Annotated in this window: 16 protein-coding genes; 8 read left to right on the top strand and 8 right to left on the bottom strand. The window is 63.8% G+C overall.

Annotated features, from left to right (window positions below; genetic code table 11):
• Positions 1-11 precede the first annotated feature (11 nt).
• The 3 genes from AU465_RS19790 to AU465_RS19780 form a co-directional block, all read right to left on the bottom strand.
• The gene (locus AU465_RS19790; protein WP_192251622.1) at positions 12-1,322 is read right to left on the bottom strand and encodes a YeaH/YhbH family protein; all 1,311 of its coding nucleotides are present in this window, start codon (positions 1,320-1,322) and stop codon (positions 12-14) included.
• 19 nt (positions 1,323-1,341) lie between these two features.
• On the bottom strand, positions 1,342-3,291 hold the full coding sequence (locus tag AU465_RS19785) for a PrkA family serine protein kinase (RefSeq protein ID WP_192251619.1): 1,950 nt from the start codon (positions 3,289-3,291) through the stop codon (positions 1,342-1,344).
• 219 nt (positions 3,292-3,510) lie between these two features.
• Positions 3,511-3,876 (bottom strand): hypothetical protein, encoded by a 366-nt coding sequence (locus tag AU465_RS19780; protein WP_192251616.1) that lies wholly within the window; start codon positions 3,874-3,876, stop codon positions 3,511-3,513.
• A 330-nt stretch (positions 3,877-4,206) separates the two neighbouring features.
• On the opposite strand from AU465_RS19780, the gene AU465_RS19775 reads away from it, so the two are divergent.
• Positions 4,207-5,019: an alpha/beta hydrolase gene (locus AU465_RS19775; protein WP_192251613.1), complete on the top strand. Its 813-nt coding sequence runs from the start codon at positions 4,207-4,209 to the stop codon at positions 5,017-5,019.
• On the opposite strand, the gene AU465_RS19770 is transcribed toward AU465_RS19775, so the two are convergent.
• Positions 5,020-5,322 carry a BolA family protein gene (locus AU465_RS19770; RefSeq protein ID WP_192251610.1) on the bottom strand — a complete coding sequence of 101 codons (303 nt, stop codon included), beginning with the start codon at positions 5,320-5,322 and terminating at the stop codon, positions 5,020-5,022.
• 136 nt (positions 5,323-5,458) lie between these two features.
• Here AU465_RS19770 and AU465_RS19765 point away from each other — a divergent pair, with 136 nt between their 5' ends.
• The 4 genes from AU465_RS19765 to AU465_RS19750 all read left to right on the top strand — a co-directional run bounded on the left by AU465_RS19765 (position 5,459) and on the right by AU465_RS19750 (position 10,161).
• Positions 5,459-6,082, top strand: coding sequence for a J domain-containing protein (locus tag AU465_RS19765; protein WP_126097644.1), 624 nt, complete (start codon positions 5,459-5,461; stop codon positions 6,080-6,082).
• Positions 6,083-6,205: 123 nt separating this feature from the next.
• A complete protein-coding gene (gene cobS / locus AU465_RS19760) occupies positions 6,206-7,192 on the top strand; it encodes a cobaltochelatase subunit CobS (protein WP_192251607.1) in 987 nt (328 codons plus the stop codon).
• A 51-nt stretch (positions 7,193-7,243) separates the two neighbouring features.
• Entirely contained in the window at positions 7,244-9,142 is a 1,899-nt protein-coding gene (gene cobT, locus AU465_RS19755; protein ID WP_192251591.1) for a cobaltochelatase subunit CobT, read from the top strand.
• Positions 9,139-10,161, top strand: a complete 1,023-nt coding sequence (locus AU465_RS19750; RefSeq protein WP_192251572.1) for an esterase-like activity of phytase family protein — start codon at positions 9,139-9,141, stop codon at positions 10,159-10,161. The genes cobT and AU465_RS19750 overlap by 4 nt, the downstream gene beginning before the upstream one ends.
• A 68-nt stretch (positions 10,162-10,229) precedes the next feature.
• Here AU465_RS19750 and AU465_RS19745 read toward each other — a convergent pair whose 3' ends face one another.
• The 4 genes from AU465_RS19745 to rpmB form a co-directional block, all read right to left on the bottom strand.
• Entirely contained in the window at positions 10,230-12,008 is a 1,779-nt protein-coding gene (locus AU465_RS19745) for a glycosyltransferase family protein (RefSeq protein ID WP_192251569.1), read from the bottom strand.
• A gap of 215 nt (positions 12,009-12,223) precedes the next feature.
• Positions 12,224-12,889 carry a spermidine synthase family protein gene (locus AU465_RS19740; protein ID WP_192251566.1) on the bottom strand — a complete coding sequence of 222 codons (666 nt, stop codon included), beginning with the start codon at positions 12,887-12,889 and terminating at the stop codon, positions 12,224-12,226.
• A gap of 58 nt (positions 12,890-12,947) precedes the next feature.
• Positions 12,948-13,634: a queuosine precursor transporter gene (locus tag AU465_RS19735; RefSeq protein ID WP_192251563.1), complete on the bottom strand. Its 687-nt coding sequence runs from the start codon at positions 13,632-13,634 to the stop codon at positions 12,948-12,950.
• A 111-nt stretch (positions 13,635-13,745) separates the two neighbouring features.
• On the bottom strand, positions 13,746-14,042 hold the full coding sequence (rpmB, locus tag AU465_RS19730; RefSeq protein ID WP_192251560.1) for a 50S ribosomal protein L28: 297 nt from the start codon (positions 14,040-14,042) through the stop codon (positions 13,746-13,748).
• Positions 14,043-14,295: 253 nt separating this feature from the next.
• Between rpmB and AU465_RS19725 the strand changes: the two genes are divergently transcribed.
• The 3 genes from AU465_RS19725 to AU465_RS19715 all read left to right on the top strand — a co-directional run bounded on the left by AU465_RS19725 (position 14,296) and on the right by AU465_RS19715 (position 16,726).
• Positions 14,296-15,087, top strand: coding sequence for a DUF3108 domain-containing protein (locus AU465_RS19725; RefSeq protein WP_192251557.1), 792 nt, complete (start codon positions 14,296-14,298; stop codon positions 15,085-15,087).
• A gap of 83 nt (positions 15,088-15,170) precedes the next feature.
• Positions 15,171-16,058 carry an aromatic amino acid exporter YddG gene (yddG, locus tag AU465_RS19720; protein WP_192251554.1) on the top strand — a complete coding sequence of 296 codons (888 nt, stop codon included), beginning with the start codon at positions 15,171-15,173 and terminating at the stop codon, positions 16,056-16,058.
• Positions 16,055-16,726 (top strand): lysoplasmalogenase family protein, encoded by a 672-nt coding sequence (locus AU465_RS19715; RefSeq protein WP_192251551.1) that lies wholly within the window; start codon positions 16,055-16,057, stop codon positions 16,724-16,726. Before yddG ends, AU465_RS19715 begins: the two co-directional genes overlap by 4 nt.
• Positions 16,727-16,754: the final 28 nt, after the last annotated feature.

Raw genomic sequence — 16,754 nt, 5'->3', positions numbered from 1 at the left:
ACCCAGTGTCCTCACGCACTCTTGCGCAGCGCAGGCTGCCTGGCGAAGAGCTCGCGAAAGACCGGATAGATATCGGCCGGAGCGGCGATGCGCCTCATCTGGAAATTCGGCCATTTCCCGTCGACGGCGTTGTAGGCGCGCCAGAGCGACGTTCCGTTCTCGGTCGAGCCGAAAATGTGGCTTTCGCGCTCGTCGATGATTTCCACATAGGCGAAATACTGGCAAAGGCGCATGAGCTTGCGGTCGAGGAGTTCTATGCAGCGCTCGGAATCGGTGGCGAAATTGTCGCCGTCGGAAGCCTGGGCGGCATAGATATTCCATTCGGCGACCGGATAGCGCTGCTCGATGATGCGATGCATTTCCTCGAGCGCTGTGGAGACGACGGTGCCGCCGCTTTGGGTATGGTAGAAGAACGTATGCTCGTCCACCTCCTTGGCCTCGTGGGTGTGGCGAATGAAGACGATCTCGGTGCGTTCATAACGTCGCGTCAGGAATAGATGCAGCAGCACGAAGAAGCGTTTGGCCAGATCCTTCTCGCGCTCCCCCATCGACCCAGAGACGTCCATCAGGCAGAACATGACCGCGCTCGCATTCGGCACTGGCTGGGGGTCGAAGCGATTGAAACGGATGTCGACCGGGTCGACAAAGGCAATTCGCTTGCGCCGGCGCTCAAGCAGGTCAAGCTCCTTGCGTAGAGCCGCGGCGCGTTCGCGTATTGCCGGGCTTGCCGGCTTCGATTCCAGCTCGGCAATCAGCTTGGCGATCGCGTCCAGTTCCGCCTGCTTGGGACGCCTGAGCGCGATGCGGCGCCCGTGACTGTTTCGCATCGTGCGTCCGACATTGATGTTGGTCGGCGCCCCGCTTGCCGTGAAGCCTGCCCGTCTTGGCTTGAAGCTCAGTATCTGCTTGAGATTGAGCTTGACCAGATCGGGCAGTTCGAGATCTTCGAAGAAGAGGTCGAGCACTTCCTCGCGCGACAGCACAAAGCGAAAATCGTCTTCGGATTCCGTGGTTCCCGGCGCCGAAGAGCCCGCGCCGCCGCCGCCAGGCTTGGGGATCAGATCGCCGGGACTGAACGATTTGTTGCCGGGCAAGATGTGCTGGCGCTGGCCGCTGTCCTTGGCGTCGCCGAAGGTCGGTTCGCTGGTGCCTTTCCGGGGCATCGGCACGGCATGCTCGCGGTCGACCTCGGCGATGCGGCCTGTCCGGACATGGTCGCGAATGCTGCGCTTGAGCTCTTCCCGGGCGCGCCGGAGGAAGCGCTGACGATTGCTCAGGCTCTTGTCCTTCGGATTCAGGCGGCGGTCGATGAAGATCGGCATGGAACCGTTCGGGCTTTGCTCAGCCAGCCTTGTTCACGCGCATATACCAGTCGACCAGCCGGCGCACCTGGCGCTGGGTATAGCCGCGCTCCGCCATCCGCTGCACGAATTCGTTGTGCCGCTTCTCCGTGACGCTGTCCTGCTTGGAGCCGAAGCTGATCACCGGCAACAGATCCTCGACCTGGCCGAACATGCGCTTCTCGATCACCTCGCGGAGCTTTTCATAGCTCGTCCAGGACGGGTTGCGGCCATGATTGCGGGCGCGGGCGCGCAACGTGAACTTGACCACTTCGTTGCGGAAATCCTTGGGATTGGCGATGCCGGCCGGCTTTTCGACCTGCGACAATTCCTTGTCCAGAACCTCGCGATTGAGGATCTGGCCAGTATCGGGATCCTTGTAATCCTGGTCCTCGATCCAGGCATCGGCGTAGGCGATATAGCGGTCGAAAAGGTTCTGGCCGTACTCGCTATACGATTCCAGATAGGCCTTCTGGATCTCGTGGCCGATGAACTCGGCGTAGCGCGCTGCAAGTTCCGATTTGATGAACTCGAGGTACGCGGCTTCTGTTTCCTTGGGGAATTGCTCGCGCTTGATCGCCTCCTCGAGGATGTACATCAGGTGCACGGGATCGGCGGCGACCTCTTTGGTGTCGTAGTTGAAAGTCTGCGACAGGATCTTGAAGGCGAAACGCGTGCTGACCCCGGTCATGCCTTCGTCGACGCCCGCGGCATCGCGATATTCCTGGACCGATTTCGCCTTCGGGTCGATTTCCTTGAGGTTCTCGCCGTCATAGGCGCGCATCTTGGTGTAGAGCGGCGAATTCTCGTGCTCGGCAAGGCGGGTCGAGACCGTAAAACGGCTGAGAATGTCCAGCACCTCGGGCGCACAGGGGCTGTTTGCCAGATCGCTTTCGCGCAGCAGCTTCTCGTAGATTTGCCTTTCTTCAGTGATGCGAAGGCAATACGGAACCTTGACCACGAGGATGCGGTCGAGGAAGGCCTCATTGTTCTTGTTGTTCTTGAACTGCTGCCATTCCGATTCGTTGGAGTGGGCAACGACGATGCCCTGATAGGGGAAGGCGCCGAAATTCTCGGTGCCGTTGTAGCTGCCTTCCTGGGTTGCCGTCAGCAACGGGTGCAGGACCTTGATGGGCGCCTTGAACATTTCGACGAATTCGAGCAGGCCCTGCGTGGTCCGGTTCAAGCCGCCGCTGTAGGAATAGGCATCCGGATCGGATTGGCTGAAATTTTCCAGTTGCCTGATGTCGACCTTGCCGACCAGGGCCGAGACGTCCTGGTTGTTCTCGTCGCCGGGCTCGGTCTTGGCGATGGCGATCTGACGCAGACGCGACGGCGACAGCTTGACCACGCTGAATTTGGAAATGTCGCCGGACAGTTCGTCGAGCCGTTTGGCCGCCCAGGGCGAGATGAGCCCATTCAGGCGACGGCGGGCTATCCCGTACTTGTCTTCCAGCAGATCGCCCATCCGATCGGGGTGGAACAGGCCGAGCGGCGATTCGAAAATCGGGCTGATCTGAGTGCCGGCCTTCAGCGTGTAGATCGGGCGCTGTTCCATGAGCTTCTTCAGCCGTTCGGCAAGCGAGGACTTGCCGCCGCCGACCGGCCCGAGCAAATAGAGGATCTGCTTGCGCTCCTCGAGACCCTGCGAGGCATAGCGGAAATATCCGGCAATGCGCTCGATCGTATCCTCCATTCCGTAGAAATCGGAGAAGGAGGGGTACACCTTGATGGTACGGTTCGAGAAGATGCGCCCGAGCCGCTCATCCTTGCTGGTGTCGACCAGGTTCGGCTCGCCTATTGCCTCGACCATCCGCTCAGGCGCGGAGGCATACATGGATTTGTCCTCGCGGCAGGCTAGCAGATATTGCTGAAGGCTGATCTCTTCCTGGGCCGCGTTGGCGTAAATCTCCGAAAACAGATCGAAGACGTCGGATTGGTTCTCTCGCATGATATTCTGCCCTCAGAGCCGCTCGGGCTTCCAGTCGGCCAGTCGGCTCGTCTCGTATTCAACTGCCGGAAAGCATTGTGGTTCCCTCACATGAAGGAGAGCGCCTGCAATCGGGCATCGACGTCTCAAAGCACCCGATGCGGACGGAATGCTCACCCATAATCTTTAAGGTGGTGATAGCCGGGAGAGCTTCAAGAAGAATCTTAGTTTTTCCCCCGCTTACATGCCGTGGTCGGGGACATAGAGGCAAAACGAATGCTGAGACTTCGCGTCGCCGCCGGGCTTGCACTCGTGAAAGAACTCGTCACGCGAGCGCTTGATCCGACTGTCGGAGTAGGGAATTAGCTCTCCGGTGGAGAGCTGGTATCCATATTTCGTTTCCTTCACGTCGGCGGTAGGTGCCTGGTAGCAGTCCATTCCCGAGCAGCATGAGCTGTCATACTGCCAGCCCTTGGGCGCCTGATGCGCGGCGGCCGGAGCCGAAAGGAAGGCCGCCAGCGCAATTGCCGGGAACAGGCGCAGCCGCTGCAAACGGCCTGAGCATCCGTTGGCACGCACGGCTGGAGCTCGATACGTCATCGTCATTGGTGGTCACCCTTCGGAGGCGCCGGCCGAGGGCGTCGGCTCTCCGGTCCGACTAATAATCCGCCCGGCATGGATGAGGGCTTCCTCCAGGGCCGGGGCCTCAATCAAACTGCCAGACCAGGGAAATGTTCCATGGTCCTGCTGACGCGGCTGCGTTGCGCGCCGGCGCATTTGACGGCGTGAAAGCGGTTGCCGGCTCGCCGTTGACGAGCCAACCGCGCGGCCGATGAACAATCCTTAACTGGACGCCCGCCGCGCTCGCATGCACTCTTTGCGGAAGGGCGGCTTTGCGGAAGGGCAGTCGGGCAGAGGGGCGGTCAGGAGATGATCATGATCGATCGGCGGCATTTTGTCCTTGCGTCCATTGCTGCGCTGTTGCCGACAGCTGCGTCCTCGGCCTGGCGCCCGCGCCAGCCGGCGCCGCGGACGCTCGATTATGGCCCGGCCAAGCTCGACATCTACGCGCGCGAGGGCGCCAAGGGCGATCCGGTCGTCTTCTTCATCCATGGCGGCGCCTGGCGGCTCGGCAACCGCAACAACGTCAATGCCAAGCCGGGCTTCCTGCTCGCCAACGGCTTCCTGTTCGTCTCGATCGACTACCGCATGCTGCCCACGGCCGATGTCGCCACCCAGGCGAGCGACGTCGAGAAGGCATACTGCTATGTGCGGGCCAATATCGCCAAATATGGCGGCGATCCCGACCGTGTCGCGGTCATGGGGCACTCGGCCGGTTGCCATCTCGCGGCGCTGACGGGGTTTCGCGGCGGCTTGCCCGGCGTTGCCGCGCTGGTGCTCGATGATACCGAGGCCTATGACATCGAGGCCCTGGCCAAGGCGCAGGGCGGCAAGCTGCGTCCGGTCTATGCGCAGGCGTTTTCGGATCCAGGCCAGTGGCGGGCGCTGTCGCCCGCGACCTATATCGGGACGGCCAACCATCCGCCCGTGTTCGTCGCCTATTCGAACGCGCCGATCCGCGCGGCCGCGGCCCGCGATCTAACGGACCGGCTACGGGCAGGGGGCACCAAGGTCACCCTGTTCGACGGCAGCGCCTATTCGCATATGGCGATCAACCGCCGCTTCGGCGAGGACGGCGACGCGCTGACCGCCGCGGTCATGGCTTTCCTGAAGGCGACGGTCGTGTAGTTACCAGCGCGTCTTTTCGCCAGGCGCGGCCGGCTCGATCGCCAGCGCGTGCACGCCGGCTTTGAGTTCGTCGGCAAGCAGCCGGTTGACGGCGCGGTGGCGTTCGATGCGGCTCATGCCGGCAAAATCCGGCGAGACGATGCGGACACGGAAATGCGTCTCGCCGGTGCCGTCGAAGACGGCCTCGTGGCCGTGCTCGACGTGGTGATGGCCGGCGTGAAGATGGCTTTCGTTGATGACGGTGAGCCTTTCCGGCGAAAATGCCGCCTTCAGCTTGTTTTCCATCGTCGACTGTATGGACATCGGAGCTTTCCTTCACCACATCTGCGGCACCGCCGCAAAATCTGCACTTTCGACCGCTTTTAAGCCGTGATTCAGCGGTTAGAGCGATCATCGGCGAAATGTCAATTCTTGTTTCGCACCAGCGAACAGCCCATAAATGGGTGAGATGAAACCGTATCCCAAATATTTCGAGAAAATTCGCATCCGGCCGGAAAAGGACGCCGAGCTGAAGTCGCGCGCCCCGATCTGCCAGTGGGACGGTTGCAGCGAGGCCGGCACGCATCGCGCGCCGGTCGGGCGCCTGAAGGAGGGCGAGTATTTCCGCTTCTGCTTCGAGCATGTGCGCGAATACAACAAGGGTTTCAATTATTTCTCGGGCGTGTCGGACAGCGAGATCGCCCGCTTCCAAAAGGAGGCGCTGACCGGCCACCGGCCGACCTGGCGCATGGGTGCCAATGGCGGCGGGATGCGTTCGGCGCCCGATTTCGCGCAGCAGCGTTCGGGGCGCGCCGGCTACTACAACCGCATGCGCGACCCCTTCAACCTGTTCGGCGGCGGAACGCGGGAAGTGCGCGAGCGCAAGGCAAAGCCGCTTGAGGCCAAGGCGCTGGAAACGCTTGGCCTTGATACAAAGGCGACTGGCAAGGATATCAAGGCGCGCTATAAGGAACTGGTTAAACGCCACCATCCCGATGCGAATGGCGGCGACAGAGGTTCGGAAGACCGGTTCCGCGATGTGCTGCAGGCCTATCGCGTGCTCAAGCAAGCAGGATTGTGCTGAGCGGCCCTACGGTCCGTGTCGTTTTCCAACTTTCATAAGGTTGGAAAAGGCTCTAAGACCGCCCCCGAACAAAATCGATTGCCGGCGAAACGCGGCGTTTCGCCCGTGGAGACGTTGATAGTGATGAACAAGGTCGATCGCGACATCGCCAACCTGCCCGATACGACCGTGTCGGTGAAGGAGAAATTCGGCTTCGACTCCAAGATGGTGGTTCCCGCCTATTCGGCAGCGACCGAGCATGTGCCCGACATCGACCCGGACTATCTGTTCGACAAGGCGACGACATTGGCGATCCTTGCCGGCTTCGCCTACAACCGCCGCGTCATGGTGGCGGGCTATCACGGCACCGGCAAGTCGACGCATATCGAGCAGGTCGCCGCGCGGCTCAACTGGCCCTGCGTGCGCGTCAACCTCGATAGCCATGTCAGCCGCATCGACCTCGTCGGCAAGGACGCCATCGTCGTCAAGGAAGGCCTGCAGATCACCGAGTTCCGCGACGGCATCCTGCCCTGGGCCTATCAACACAATGTGGCGCTCTGCTTCGACGAGTACGACGCTGGCCGCCCGGATGTGATGTTCGTCATCCAGCGCGTGCTGGAATCCTCGGGCCGGCTGACGCTGCTCGACCAGAGCCGCGTCATCCGTCCGCATCCGGCCTTCCGCCTGTTCGCCACCGCCAACACGGTCGGCCTCGGCGACACCACCGGCCTCTATCACGGCACGCAGCAGATCAACCAGGCGCAGATGGATCGCTGGTCGATCGTCACCACGCTCAACTACCTGCCGCATGACAACGAGGTCTCGATCGTTCTGGCCAAGGCCAAGCACTATCGCGACAGCAAGGGCAAGGAGATCGTCAACAAGATGGTGCGCGTCGCCGACATGACGCGCTCGGCCTTCATCAATGGCGATCTCTCGACCGTCATGAGCCCGCGCACCGTCATCACCTGGGCCGAGAACGCCGAGATCTTCGGCGATATCGGCATGGCGTTCCGGCTGACCTTCCTCAACAAGTGCGACGAGCTGGAGCGTTCGGTGGTGGCCGAATTCTATCAGCGCGCCTTTGGCGAAGACCTGCCGGAGAGCGCCGCCAACGTGGTGCTGGGGTAGCGCGTGCCGGGAGGCTTGGCCTTTCGGGCCAAAACGCGCAGGGAATGATCGATGGCGGGTCCGGGCGACAACACGCGCAACAAGCCGAAGAACGGGTCTGAAGCGGACAGCTTCAAGCGCGCCGTCACCGTCTGCATGCGCGCCGTCGCCGGCGACAAGGACCTCGAGGTCGGCTTCGCCAAGGACAGGCCGGCGCTGGCCGGCAACCGCGCCCGCCTGCCGGAACTGCCCAAGAAGGCTTCCCGCAACGACATCGCGATCACCCGCGGCATCGGCGATTCCATGGCGCTGAAGCGCGCCTGCCACGATCAACGCATCCACAGCAAGCTGGCGCCGGAAGGCAAGCTCGCGCGAGCTATTTTCGATGCCGTCGAGCAGGCGCGCGTCGAGGCGATCGGCAGCCGCGCCATGCAGGGCGTGGCCGACAATATCGGCTCGATGCTCGAGGACAAATACGCCAAGGCAAACCTGGTCGACGTCAAGGACAAGGCCGACGCCCCGCTCGAGGAGGCGGTGGCGCTGATGGTGCGCGAGAAGCTGACCGGCCGCGCCGTGCCGAAGAGTGGCGAGCGGCTGGTCGATCTGTGGCGCCCCTGGGTCGAGGAGAAGGCCAGCGGCGACCTCGACGGCCTGTCGTCCAAGCTCGACGACCAGCAGGCCTTCGCGCGCGTCGTGCGCAACATGCTAGTCTCCATGGAAATGGCCGAGGAACTCGGCGACGACCAGGAGACGGAAGACTCCGAGGACAACGAGGAAAACGAGCAGCAGGGCGAGGAGCAGAGCGAGGAAGGCGGCGAGGACGATTCCGGCTCGGAGCAGTCGCAGTCCGAAGATGCCGAAGCCTCTGCCGACGAGGAAGACTCTGCCGAGACGGAGGCGACCGACGCCACATCGGACGATCTCTCCGACGAGGACGATTCCGACGCCGAGACGCCGGGCGAAGCGCGCCGCAACGACAATCCCTTCCTCAACCTGCCGAAGGAAATCGACTACAAGGTCTTCACCACCGCTTTCGACGAGACGGTCGGCGCCGAGGACCTGTGCGAGGAAGAGGAGCTCGACCGGCTGCGCGCCTTCCTCGACAAGCAGCTCGCCAATCTCTCCGGCGTCGTTGGCCGCCTGGCCAACCGGCTGCAGCGTCGCCTGATGGCGCAGCAGAACCGCTCCTGGGATTTCGACCTGGAGGAAGGCTATCTCGATCCGGCGCGACTGGTGCGCGTCGTCATCGATCCGATGCAGCCGCTGTCCTTCAAGCAGGAGCGCGACACCAAGTTCCGCGACACGGTGGTGTCGCTGGTGCTCGACAATTCGGGCTCGATGCGCGGGCGGCCGATCACGGTTGCCGCGACCTGCGCCGACATTCTGGCGCGCACGCTGGAGCGCTGCGGCGTTTCGGTGGAAATCCTCGGCTTCACCACGCGCGCCTGGAAAGGCGGGCAGGCGCGCGAGAAATGGCTGAAGGATGGCAAGCCGCCGAATCCGGGTCGGCTCAACGATCTGCGCCACATCATCTACAAGTCCGCCGACCATCCGTGGCGGCGCGCGCGGCGCAATCTCGGCCTGATGATGCGCGAGGGCCTGCTCAAGGAGAACATCGACGGTGAGGCGCTGCTTTGGGCGCACAACCGGCTGATCGGCCGGCCGGAACAGCGCAAGATTCTGATGATGATCTCGGACGGCGCGCCGGTCGACGATTCCACCTTGTCGGTCAATCCCGGCAACTATCTGGAGCGGCACCTGCGCGCGGTGATCGATCTCATCGAGACGCGCTCGCCGGTGGAGCTCCTTGCGATCGGTATCGGCCACGACGTCACCCGCTACTATCGCCGCGCCGTCACCATCGTCGATGCCGAGGAACTCGCGGGCGCCATGACCGAGCAATTGGCATCGCTGTTCGGCGAGGAGAGCGCGCGCGACACGCGGCGCGGCGGCTTGCGGCGCGCCGGATGACCTTTTCGCGAGGCGGATTCCGGCGGACGGTTTTCGCCAGCGTGCTGACCTGCGCGGTTGTTTCGCCGGCGATTGCGACCCAGCGAGCTCCGGTCGAGGCAATCGAGATTTCGGCGCGGCCGATCACAGAGTTCCGCGTCGGCCGCGACCAGAAACAGTTCGGGCCGCTTGAGTTTGTCGGCGGGCTGGAGATGACCTCGCCGTCGCGCGATTTCGGCGCGCTGTCGGCTTTCCGCTTCCTCAAGCCCGGCAGCGACTTCATCGGCGTCGCCGACACCGGCTTCTGGTTCTTCGGCACCGTCACTCACGATGCCGACAAGCGCCCCTCGGGCGTGTCGAATTTCCGCATGCAGCAAATGGTCGACGCTTCGGGCCAGCCGATCGACAAGAAATGGGAGGTCGACGCCGAAGGCCTGGCGGTGAAGAACGGCATCGCCACCGTCGGCTTCGAGCGCGAACAGCGCGTCGTCCAGTTCAAGATCGACCCCGACGACATGAAGGCGCCGTTCGAGACGCTCGACTATCTTGTCCCGGCCCGGGAGCTGCGCCAGAACCGCGGCTTCGAGACGGTCACGCATGCCAATCCCCACGGCCAGCACGAGGGCGGCCTGGTCGTGGTTTCGGAAAAGAGCCTCGACAAGGCCGGCAACATCTATGCCGCCATCATCGAGGGACCGAGGAGGGGCGTCTTCACGGTCAAGCGCAACGGCGATTTCGACATCACCGATGGCGCCTTCCTGCCCGATGGCGACCTGCTTCTGCTGGAACGCAGCTTTTCGATGGCGCGCGGGGTGAAGATGCGGCTGCGGCGCATCTATGGCGAGAGCGTCGAGAAGGGCGCGGTCGCCGACGGCCCGGTGCTGATGGAAGCCGATATGGGCTACCAGATCGACAATATGGAAGGGCTCGACGTCTGGACCCGCGACGACGGTGCGCTGATGGTGTCGCTGGTGTCGGACGACAACCAGTCGATCCTGCAGCGAAACCTCTACCTGGAATTCATCCTGCATCAGGACTGAGCAAGGCTTGGTTTTTGGGCAATTCCGGGCGGAAAACCGCTACGCTTTTCCTGAAATTGCCGTGATCCTCAGCGGACCTTGTAAATCTCGACCGGCTTGTTCGCCGAAGAGCTCACCAATTCCAGCCAGTCGGGAACGTCCCGCTTCAACAGTCGGGCGGCCAGGCCTGTGGGAGCCTCGGCGGCGAGCGACAGCTCTTCCGAATTGCCGCGGCATATGGCGACCAGCCCGACATGTTCGCGCTCGACGATGGCGCGGGCGGCGTCCGGCGTTCCCATGAAGGCGTCGAGCATGGCGAGATTGCCGCCGACGTTGCGATGGTAGGGGCCGGCCAACGCCCTGTGGCCGGTAAACATCACTATGGCGGAGCCCAGATTGGAAGAGGCAAGCACAGTGGTTGCAGGCATGGCGGCCAGCTCGCTGAAGTCTGCGGCCTTGCCGCAGGTCAGCGCATGGTCCGCGTCGGAGTTGATCTCCCTGGGCCCTTTTTGGACCACGGACTGCGCGGCGACCGCAACGCCGGCCCAGGTCGCGTTGAGCGACACCAGCCATGCCGCCGCGATGCGGGTGGAGACGCGCCATGACTGCGCGGCGCTTGCCTGCATGCGGATCCCGGCGATCCAGGTCGAGAGCGGCAGCACAGCCAAGGCGACCGAGAAGGTCGAGCCGCGCACCTGCCAGAGGCTGACGACGAAGGCAAGGATCAACAGCACGGCGGCAAGGGCTTCCTCGCGGCGCAGGCGGCGGCCGCGCAGCCGAAGGCCGATCAACAGGATCGCGATGAAGGGCGTCACATAGCGCGCCGCCATCAGCTTCGGCTGATTGACGGCCACACTGAGGAAGGGCTGCGCCTCGACGACGTCGTTCAGCCAATAGGTGCGAACGCGCTCATCCATGCCGGCATAGGGCGATGCCAGGCATTGCGGGAAGAGCACGATCGCAACGGCCCCGACCGCCAGGGCCAAGACGGACATTGAGACGAACCGTGTCCTGGCCGTCGATTGCCCGGACAGAGCGGCAATCGCCGCCAGGCCGAAGCCCGACAGCGCCGCGATGACGAATTGGAAGGCCGAGAAGGCGTCGCACTGGGCCACGCCCCAGGCCGCCGGCGGTATGGTGGCAACGAGGACCACCGAACCTGTCGCGGCAAATCCGATGCCGAAGCCGCGCGCGATCAGGCGCTCCCGTTGGTCGAGGATGAAGAGCACCGCGGCACAAGCGCCAAGCGCGGCCACGTAAGGCGCGGTCTCCATGCCGACAGCCAGCGTGAGGCCCGCGCACAGGCCGGACAGAAGGGCGGCTGGCCGCCAGAAGGGAGCCTCCATCAGCAACCAGAGACTGGCCGCCGTCAGCAGGAGCTGGACATTGTGGTGGTCGAGCGTGCCAGGGTTGAAAATGCCGAGAAAGAACAGCGCCGCGGTCGCGAGCACCAGCGACGGCATCGCCACGTCGGCGCCGGCAAAGCGCCGCGAGGCGCGCAGGATGACGAATATGGTGAGCCCGTGGAGCGAGAGCGGCCAGATGATCTGCGCCGCTCTTTCGGCGGCGGCCGTGCTGGCGCCCAGCGCATGGAAGGCGAGGATGATCAGCGCGATCGGCGTGTCGACCAGCCGCGACCAGTGCATGGAGAAGCCGCCTGCCAGGCCCATCCGGTATTGGTGAAGATCGAACCAGCTCTGGCCGGCCAGCAGGTCGCGGACCTCGACCAACCGCAGCATGCTGTCGTTGTCGGCGCCAAGATCCGCGATCGTCGGGAAGCCGGAGACCGCATTGATCGCCAGCACGAGCAGCGTCGCGCAAAGCGCGAGCAGGAGGTCATGTTTCCAACCGGTGCCCTGGGTGGTCATGCTGGCGGCGCTGTCCTGGATCGTTTTGGCGATCCTGCATCATCGGCCGTAACAAAGGGTAAAGCCGCTGGAATGACGTGCGTCGGGCGGCTTATCGCCCTGCTGTCGCCCGTGACTAAAGCGCGTCACGTCGAAACGGATTCGAGCGACGCGCTTTAAGTCTTTGTTTTAATGCATGTCGCCCAAAACCGCTGCACACTTTTGGGCGACATGCATTAACCGTTGGTGGCGATCCAGATGACGTGACGAGCGCCACGCTTGCCGTGGGCGCGCGTCTTGATCTCCTCGACCACGAAGCCCGCCTGCTTCAGCCGCCGCGTGAAGCCGCTATCCGGTCCCTGCGACCATACCGCAAGCACGCCGCCTGATTTGAGTGCCGCGCGGGCACCAGCCAGGCCGGCCGTGCCGTAGAGCGCGTCATTGCCCTTGTAGACGATGCCTTCCGGACCGTTATCGACGTCGAGCAGGATGGCGTCCCACACGTCCCAGCGGATAGCGTGCCCGACATCGGCCACGCGAACGGTAACGCGGGGATCGTCAAGGCAGCCGTCGAAGATCTCGGCCATCGGGCCGCGCGCCCAGGCGACGACCTCTGGGACCAGTTCCGCAACGGTGACAGCGGCGTCGCCGCCAAGCGCGGCAAGAGCGGCGCGCAGCGTGAAACCCATGCCAAGCCCGCCGATCAGGATTTTTGGCTGCCTGCGGCCGGCGATCCGCTCACAGGAAAGCCTGGCCAGTGCCTCCTCGGAGCCGCTGAGGCGGCTGTTCATCAGCTCGTTGGTGCCCAGCATGATCGAGAATTCGGCGCCGCGCCGCTTCAGGCGAAGTTCCTGAGCGCCGTCGGGCGTGCGGGCTGAATCAAGCTGAACCCAGGGGATCACGGGCGCGCGCTTTGTCTGGCCATGATCTTTTCCGCAAACCGGGCCTCACTTTGCGGGATCATGGGTAGACCGCGACTGCTGGCTGGCTCCAGCGGGCGGCAAGTAGCCGGTAGGGGATCAGCGCCACCACCGCGATGATCAGCTTGACCGAGAGATCGCCGAGGCCCCAGGAGACCCAGCGCATGGCCTCGACAGGCAGCACGCCCATCAGCGGCGCCGTTTCCAGCGCGAAGCTGTCATTGGGTCCGACAAAGGCGAAGGCGGCGGAGAAGGCGACGCCGAAGAAGATCACCGTATCGAACACGGAGCCGACCAGCGTGCCGACGATCGGCGCGCGCCACCAGCTCTGCCGGCGCAGCCGGTTGAAGACGGTCACGTCAAGCAATTGCGCGCAGAGGAAGGCTGCGCCGGAAGCTGCGGCGATGCGCACCAGCCGGTCGGCGGCGGTCTCGAATTCGATCAGGCCGTGGCGGAACAGGAAGGGCGGAACGAGGATCGAGCAGACCACCGCTGTCATGAAGCCGACGAACACCACCTTGCGCGCCACGGCAGGGCCATAGCGGCGATTGGTGAGGTCGGTGACCAGGAAGGAGAAAGGATAGGTGAAGGCGCCCCAGGTCAGCAGGTCGGCCAGCGACAGGCCGCCGATCTGGCCCTGCATCGGGAACTGGACAAGAATATTCGACGCCACGACAACGAGCGCCATGGCGGCCACGAAGGGCAGGTATCGTGAAAGGAAGGTCATTTTTTTATCCTGGGTAATGGAACCAGCTGAGCGTCATGTCGACGCTCGCTCATTAGAGCACCAGTTTGGGGCCGGTGCTCGAGGCGGTCGTCCCCGCCTGAAAAGGGCGCTTCAGGCGGCCGACTGCTCGGCGAGCTTCTTGGCGATCTGCTTCTTGAGCAGGCGGGCGCGCTGCGACAACTCCTTGGCGTCGGCCTTGGCCAGAAACGCGTCGAGGCCGCCGCGATGCTCGACCGAACGCAGCGCGTTGGCCGAAATGCGCAGGCGAACGTTCTGGTTCAGCACTTCGGAAATCAGCGTCACATTGACCAGGTTCGGCAGGAAGCGACGCTTGGTCTTGTTGTTGGCATGGCTCACATTGTTGCCGGTCTGGACTGCCTTGGCAGTGAGCTCGCAGGTGCGGGACATCTTGTCTAACCTTCAGTTCTAACCTGCCAAACCATTCTGCCCGCGCCAGGCGGCGCGCGGTCTCGGTCAGGCGGCCTTTGGAAAAGTTGGCGTTCCATAGTTGCATTTCGCCACGGCGTCAAGCTCCGGCAAGTGCGGGATGGCGAAGCGCGCTCCATATAAAGGCCGGATTTCGCCCTATAAGCCCTTCGCGAAGGGATTGCCAAGCTGGAACCGTTGCGTTTCCGGCCGTATCAAGGACTTACTGCCCGCCATGCTTCGATCATCCCAAGCCTTTGCCGCCCTGCTTGCCGTCACCGTGCCGACGTCGGGTTTTGCCGCAGCCTCGCCGCAGTCCTTCAAGGGCGAATATACGGTGTCTTTCCTTGGCCTTTCGGTCGCCAGGGCGACTTTTTCCAGCCGTTACGACGGCGACAACTACGCCATCAACGGCACGGTCTCCGCCGCGGGCATTGCCAAGCTGTTCGACGACACCAAGGGCACGATCTCGTCGAAAGGCACGATTTCGGGCCAGCAGATGCGGCCGCAGGCCTTCCGGGCAGACTACACCTCCGGCAAGAAGGCATCGGTGGTCGACATACGCTTCGCCGGTGGCGACGTCTCCTCGACGAAGGTCCTTCCAGGGCCGGGCAAGCGCGATCCCAAGAGCTGGGTGCCGGTCGGCGCCGGCGACCTGAAATCGGTGCTCGATCCGATGGCGGCCACCGTCATCCATGCCGACAGCCTGGACAAGGTCTGCGGCCGGACCGTCAAATTCTACGATGGCGAGATGCGCGCCAACCTGTCGCTGACCTATGCCTCGAAAGGCTCGATCTCGGTGCCCGGCTACAAGGGCGACACCGTTACCTGCAAGATGGGCTTCGAGCCGGTGGCGGGCTATCGCAAGGGCCGCAAGGCGCTTGAGTTCCTCAAGAACAAGAGCCGCATGATGGTGACATTTGCACCGCTCGGCCAATCCGGCGTATATGCGCCGATCCGCGCCACGGTCGGGACCCAGATCGGTCCGCTGACCATAAGCGCGAGACGGTTTGAAGCAGTGAACTAGTTTGTTTTTACGCAATTCCGGACGGAAAACCGCCAGGCACCTGGAATTGCTAAGGGCGCCGCGGCGCGCCGCCGGGGACAAGTATGGGGCGCGCAACACTGATCGGTTTCTCGGCGGTCGCCATGTGGGCGCTGCTTGCACTGCTCACCGACGCCTCCGGGCAGGTGCCGCCGTTCCTGCTGTCGGCCATCACCTTCGCCATCGGCACCTGCGTCGGGCTTGCCGCCAGGCTGATGATGCCGGCTCCGGACAAGAGCCAGAAGATTCCGCCGCAGGTGTGGCTGATCGGGATTGCCGGTCTGTTCGGCTACCACTTTTTCTACTTCACGGCGCTGCGCAACGCGCCGGCGGTCGAGGCGAGCCTGATCGCCTATCTGTGGCCGCTGCTCATCGTGCTCGGCTCGGCGCTGATGCCGGGCGAGCGGCTCGCCTGGAACCATGTCGTCGGCGCGCTGCTCGGCCTTGCCGGCACTTTCCTCATCGTCACCAAGGGCGGCGGGCTCGCCTTCGACGCGCGCTACGCCTTCGGCCATGCGGTGGCGGGCGTCTGCGCGCTGCTGTGGTCGTCCTATTCGCTCTTGTCGCGACGCTTCCCGTCGGTGCCGACCTCCATCGTCACCTGGTTCTGTGCCGCGACATCGGTGCTTTCGCTCGCCTGCCACCTGCTGCTCGAAAAAACCGTGCTGCCCGACGGCCCGGGCCAATGGCTGGCGGTCGTCGGGCTCGGCCTGATGCCGGTGGGGGCCGCCTTCTATGCCTGGGATATCGGCGTCAAGCGCGGCAACATCCAGGTGCTGGGGGCGGCAAGCTATGCCGCGCCGCTTTTGTCGACGCTGGTGCTGATCGCGGCCGGCGTAGCCGAGCCGTCGCTCCGCATCCTTTTGGCCTGCGTGCTCATCACCGGCGGGGCGGCGCTCGCCGCGAAGTCGCTCCTGCTGCGCAAGCCGGCGACCGGCGGAGCAAGCGCATGATGCCGTTTCCGGGCGGCATCGAGGCCAACCCGAATGCGACGCTTCTGTTCTCAATCGCCGCCGCCGCGATTTACGTCCTTGCGCTCGAGCTTTCGCCGCGCCTCGCCCGCTCCGCCGCGAAGACGCTGGCCGTCGGCTTGCTGGCGGCGCTCGCCGTCATGCAGGGCGGGCCGCTGCTGCTCGTCGCGGCGCTAGCGCTCAGCGCCGCCGGCGATGCGTTCCTCTCGGGCGACGGCGAAAAGGCTTTCCTTGGCGGCCTGGCGAGCTTTCTTGCCGCGCATGTCGCCTATGTCGCCCTGTTCCTGGAGGCTGGCGGCGGGATCGGGCTGCTCACCGCCGAATCCTGGCGCGGCGCCATCGTGCTGGCGCTGGCGATCTTCGTTATCGTGATGCTCGCCGCGCTATGGCGGCGCGTCGGTCCTGCCTTGCGTATCCCGATCGCCGTCTATGTCGCGGCGATCCTGGCCATGGGCATCTCCGCGCTTACGACCTTCCATACCTGGGTTATCACCGGAGCCGTGCTGTTCGTGGCCTCGGACGGCTTGCTGGCGGCGGAGCGCTTCCTGCTAGCCGCGATCTCGCCGCATCGCGTCTGGATGCGCTATGCGGTCTGGGTGCTTTACTATGCGGCCCAGTTGGCAATCACGCTCGGTTTTCTCTTGAGTTAAGAGTTTGATAGCGCATGGTCTTGTCCGA

Source organism: Mesorhizobium silamurunense (genome assembly GCF_014843905.1).
Taxonomy (GTDB): Bacteria; Pseudomonadota; Alphaproteobacteria; order Rhizobiales; family Rhizobiaceae; genus Mesorhizobium; species Mesorhizobium silamurunense.
This window is presented reverse-complemented; position numbering and strand designations above follow the sequence as displayed.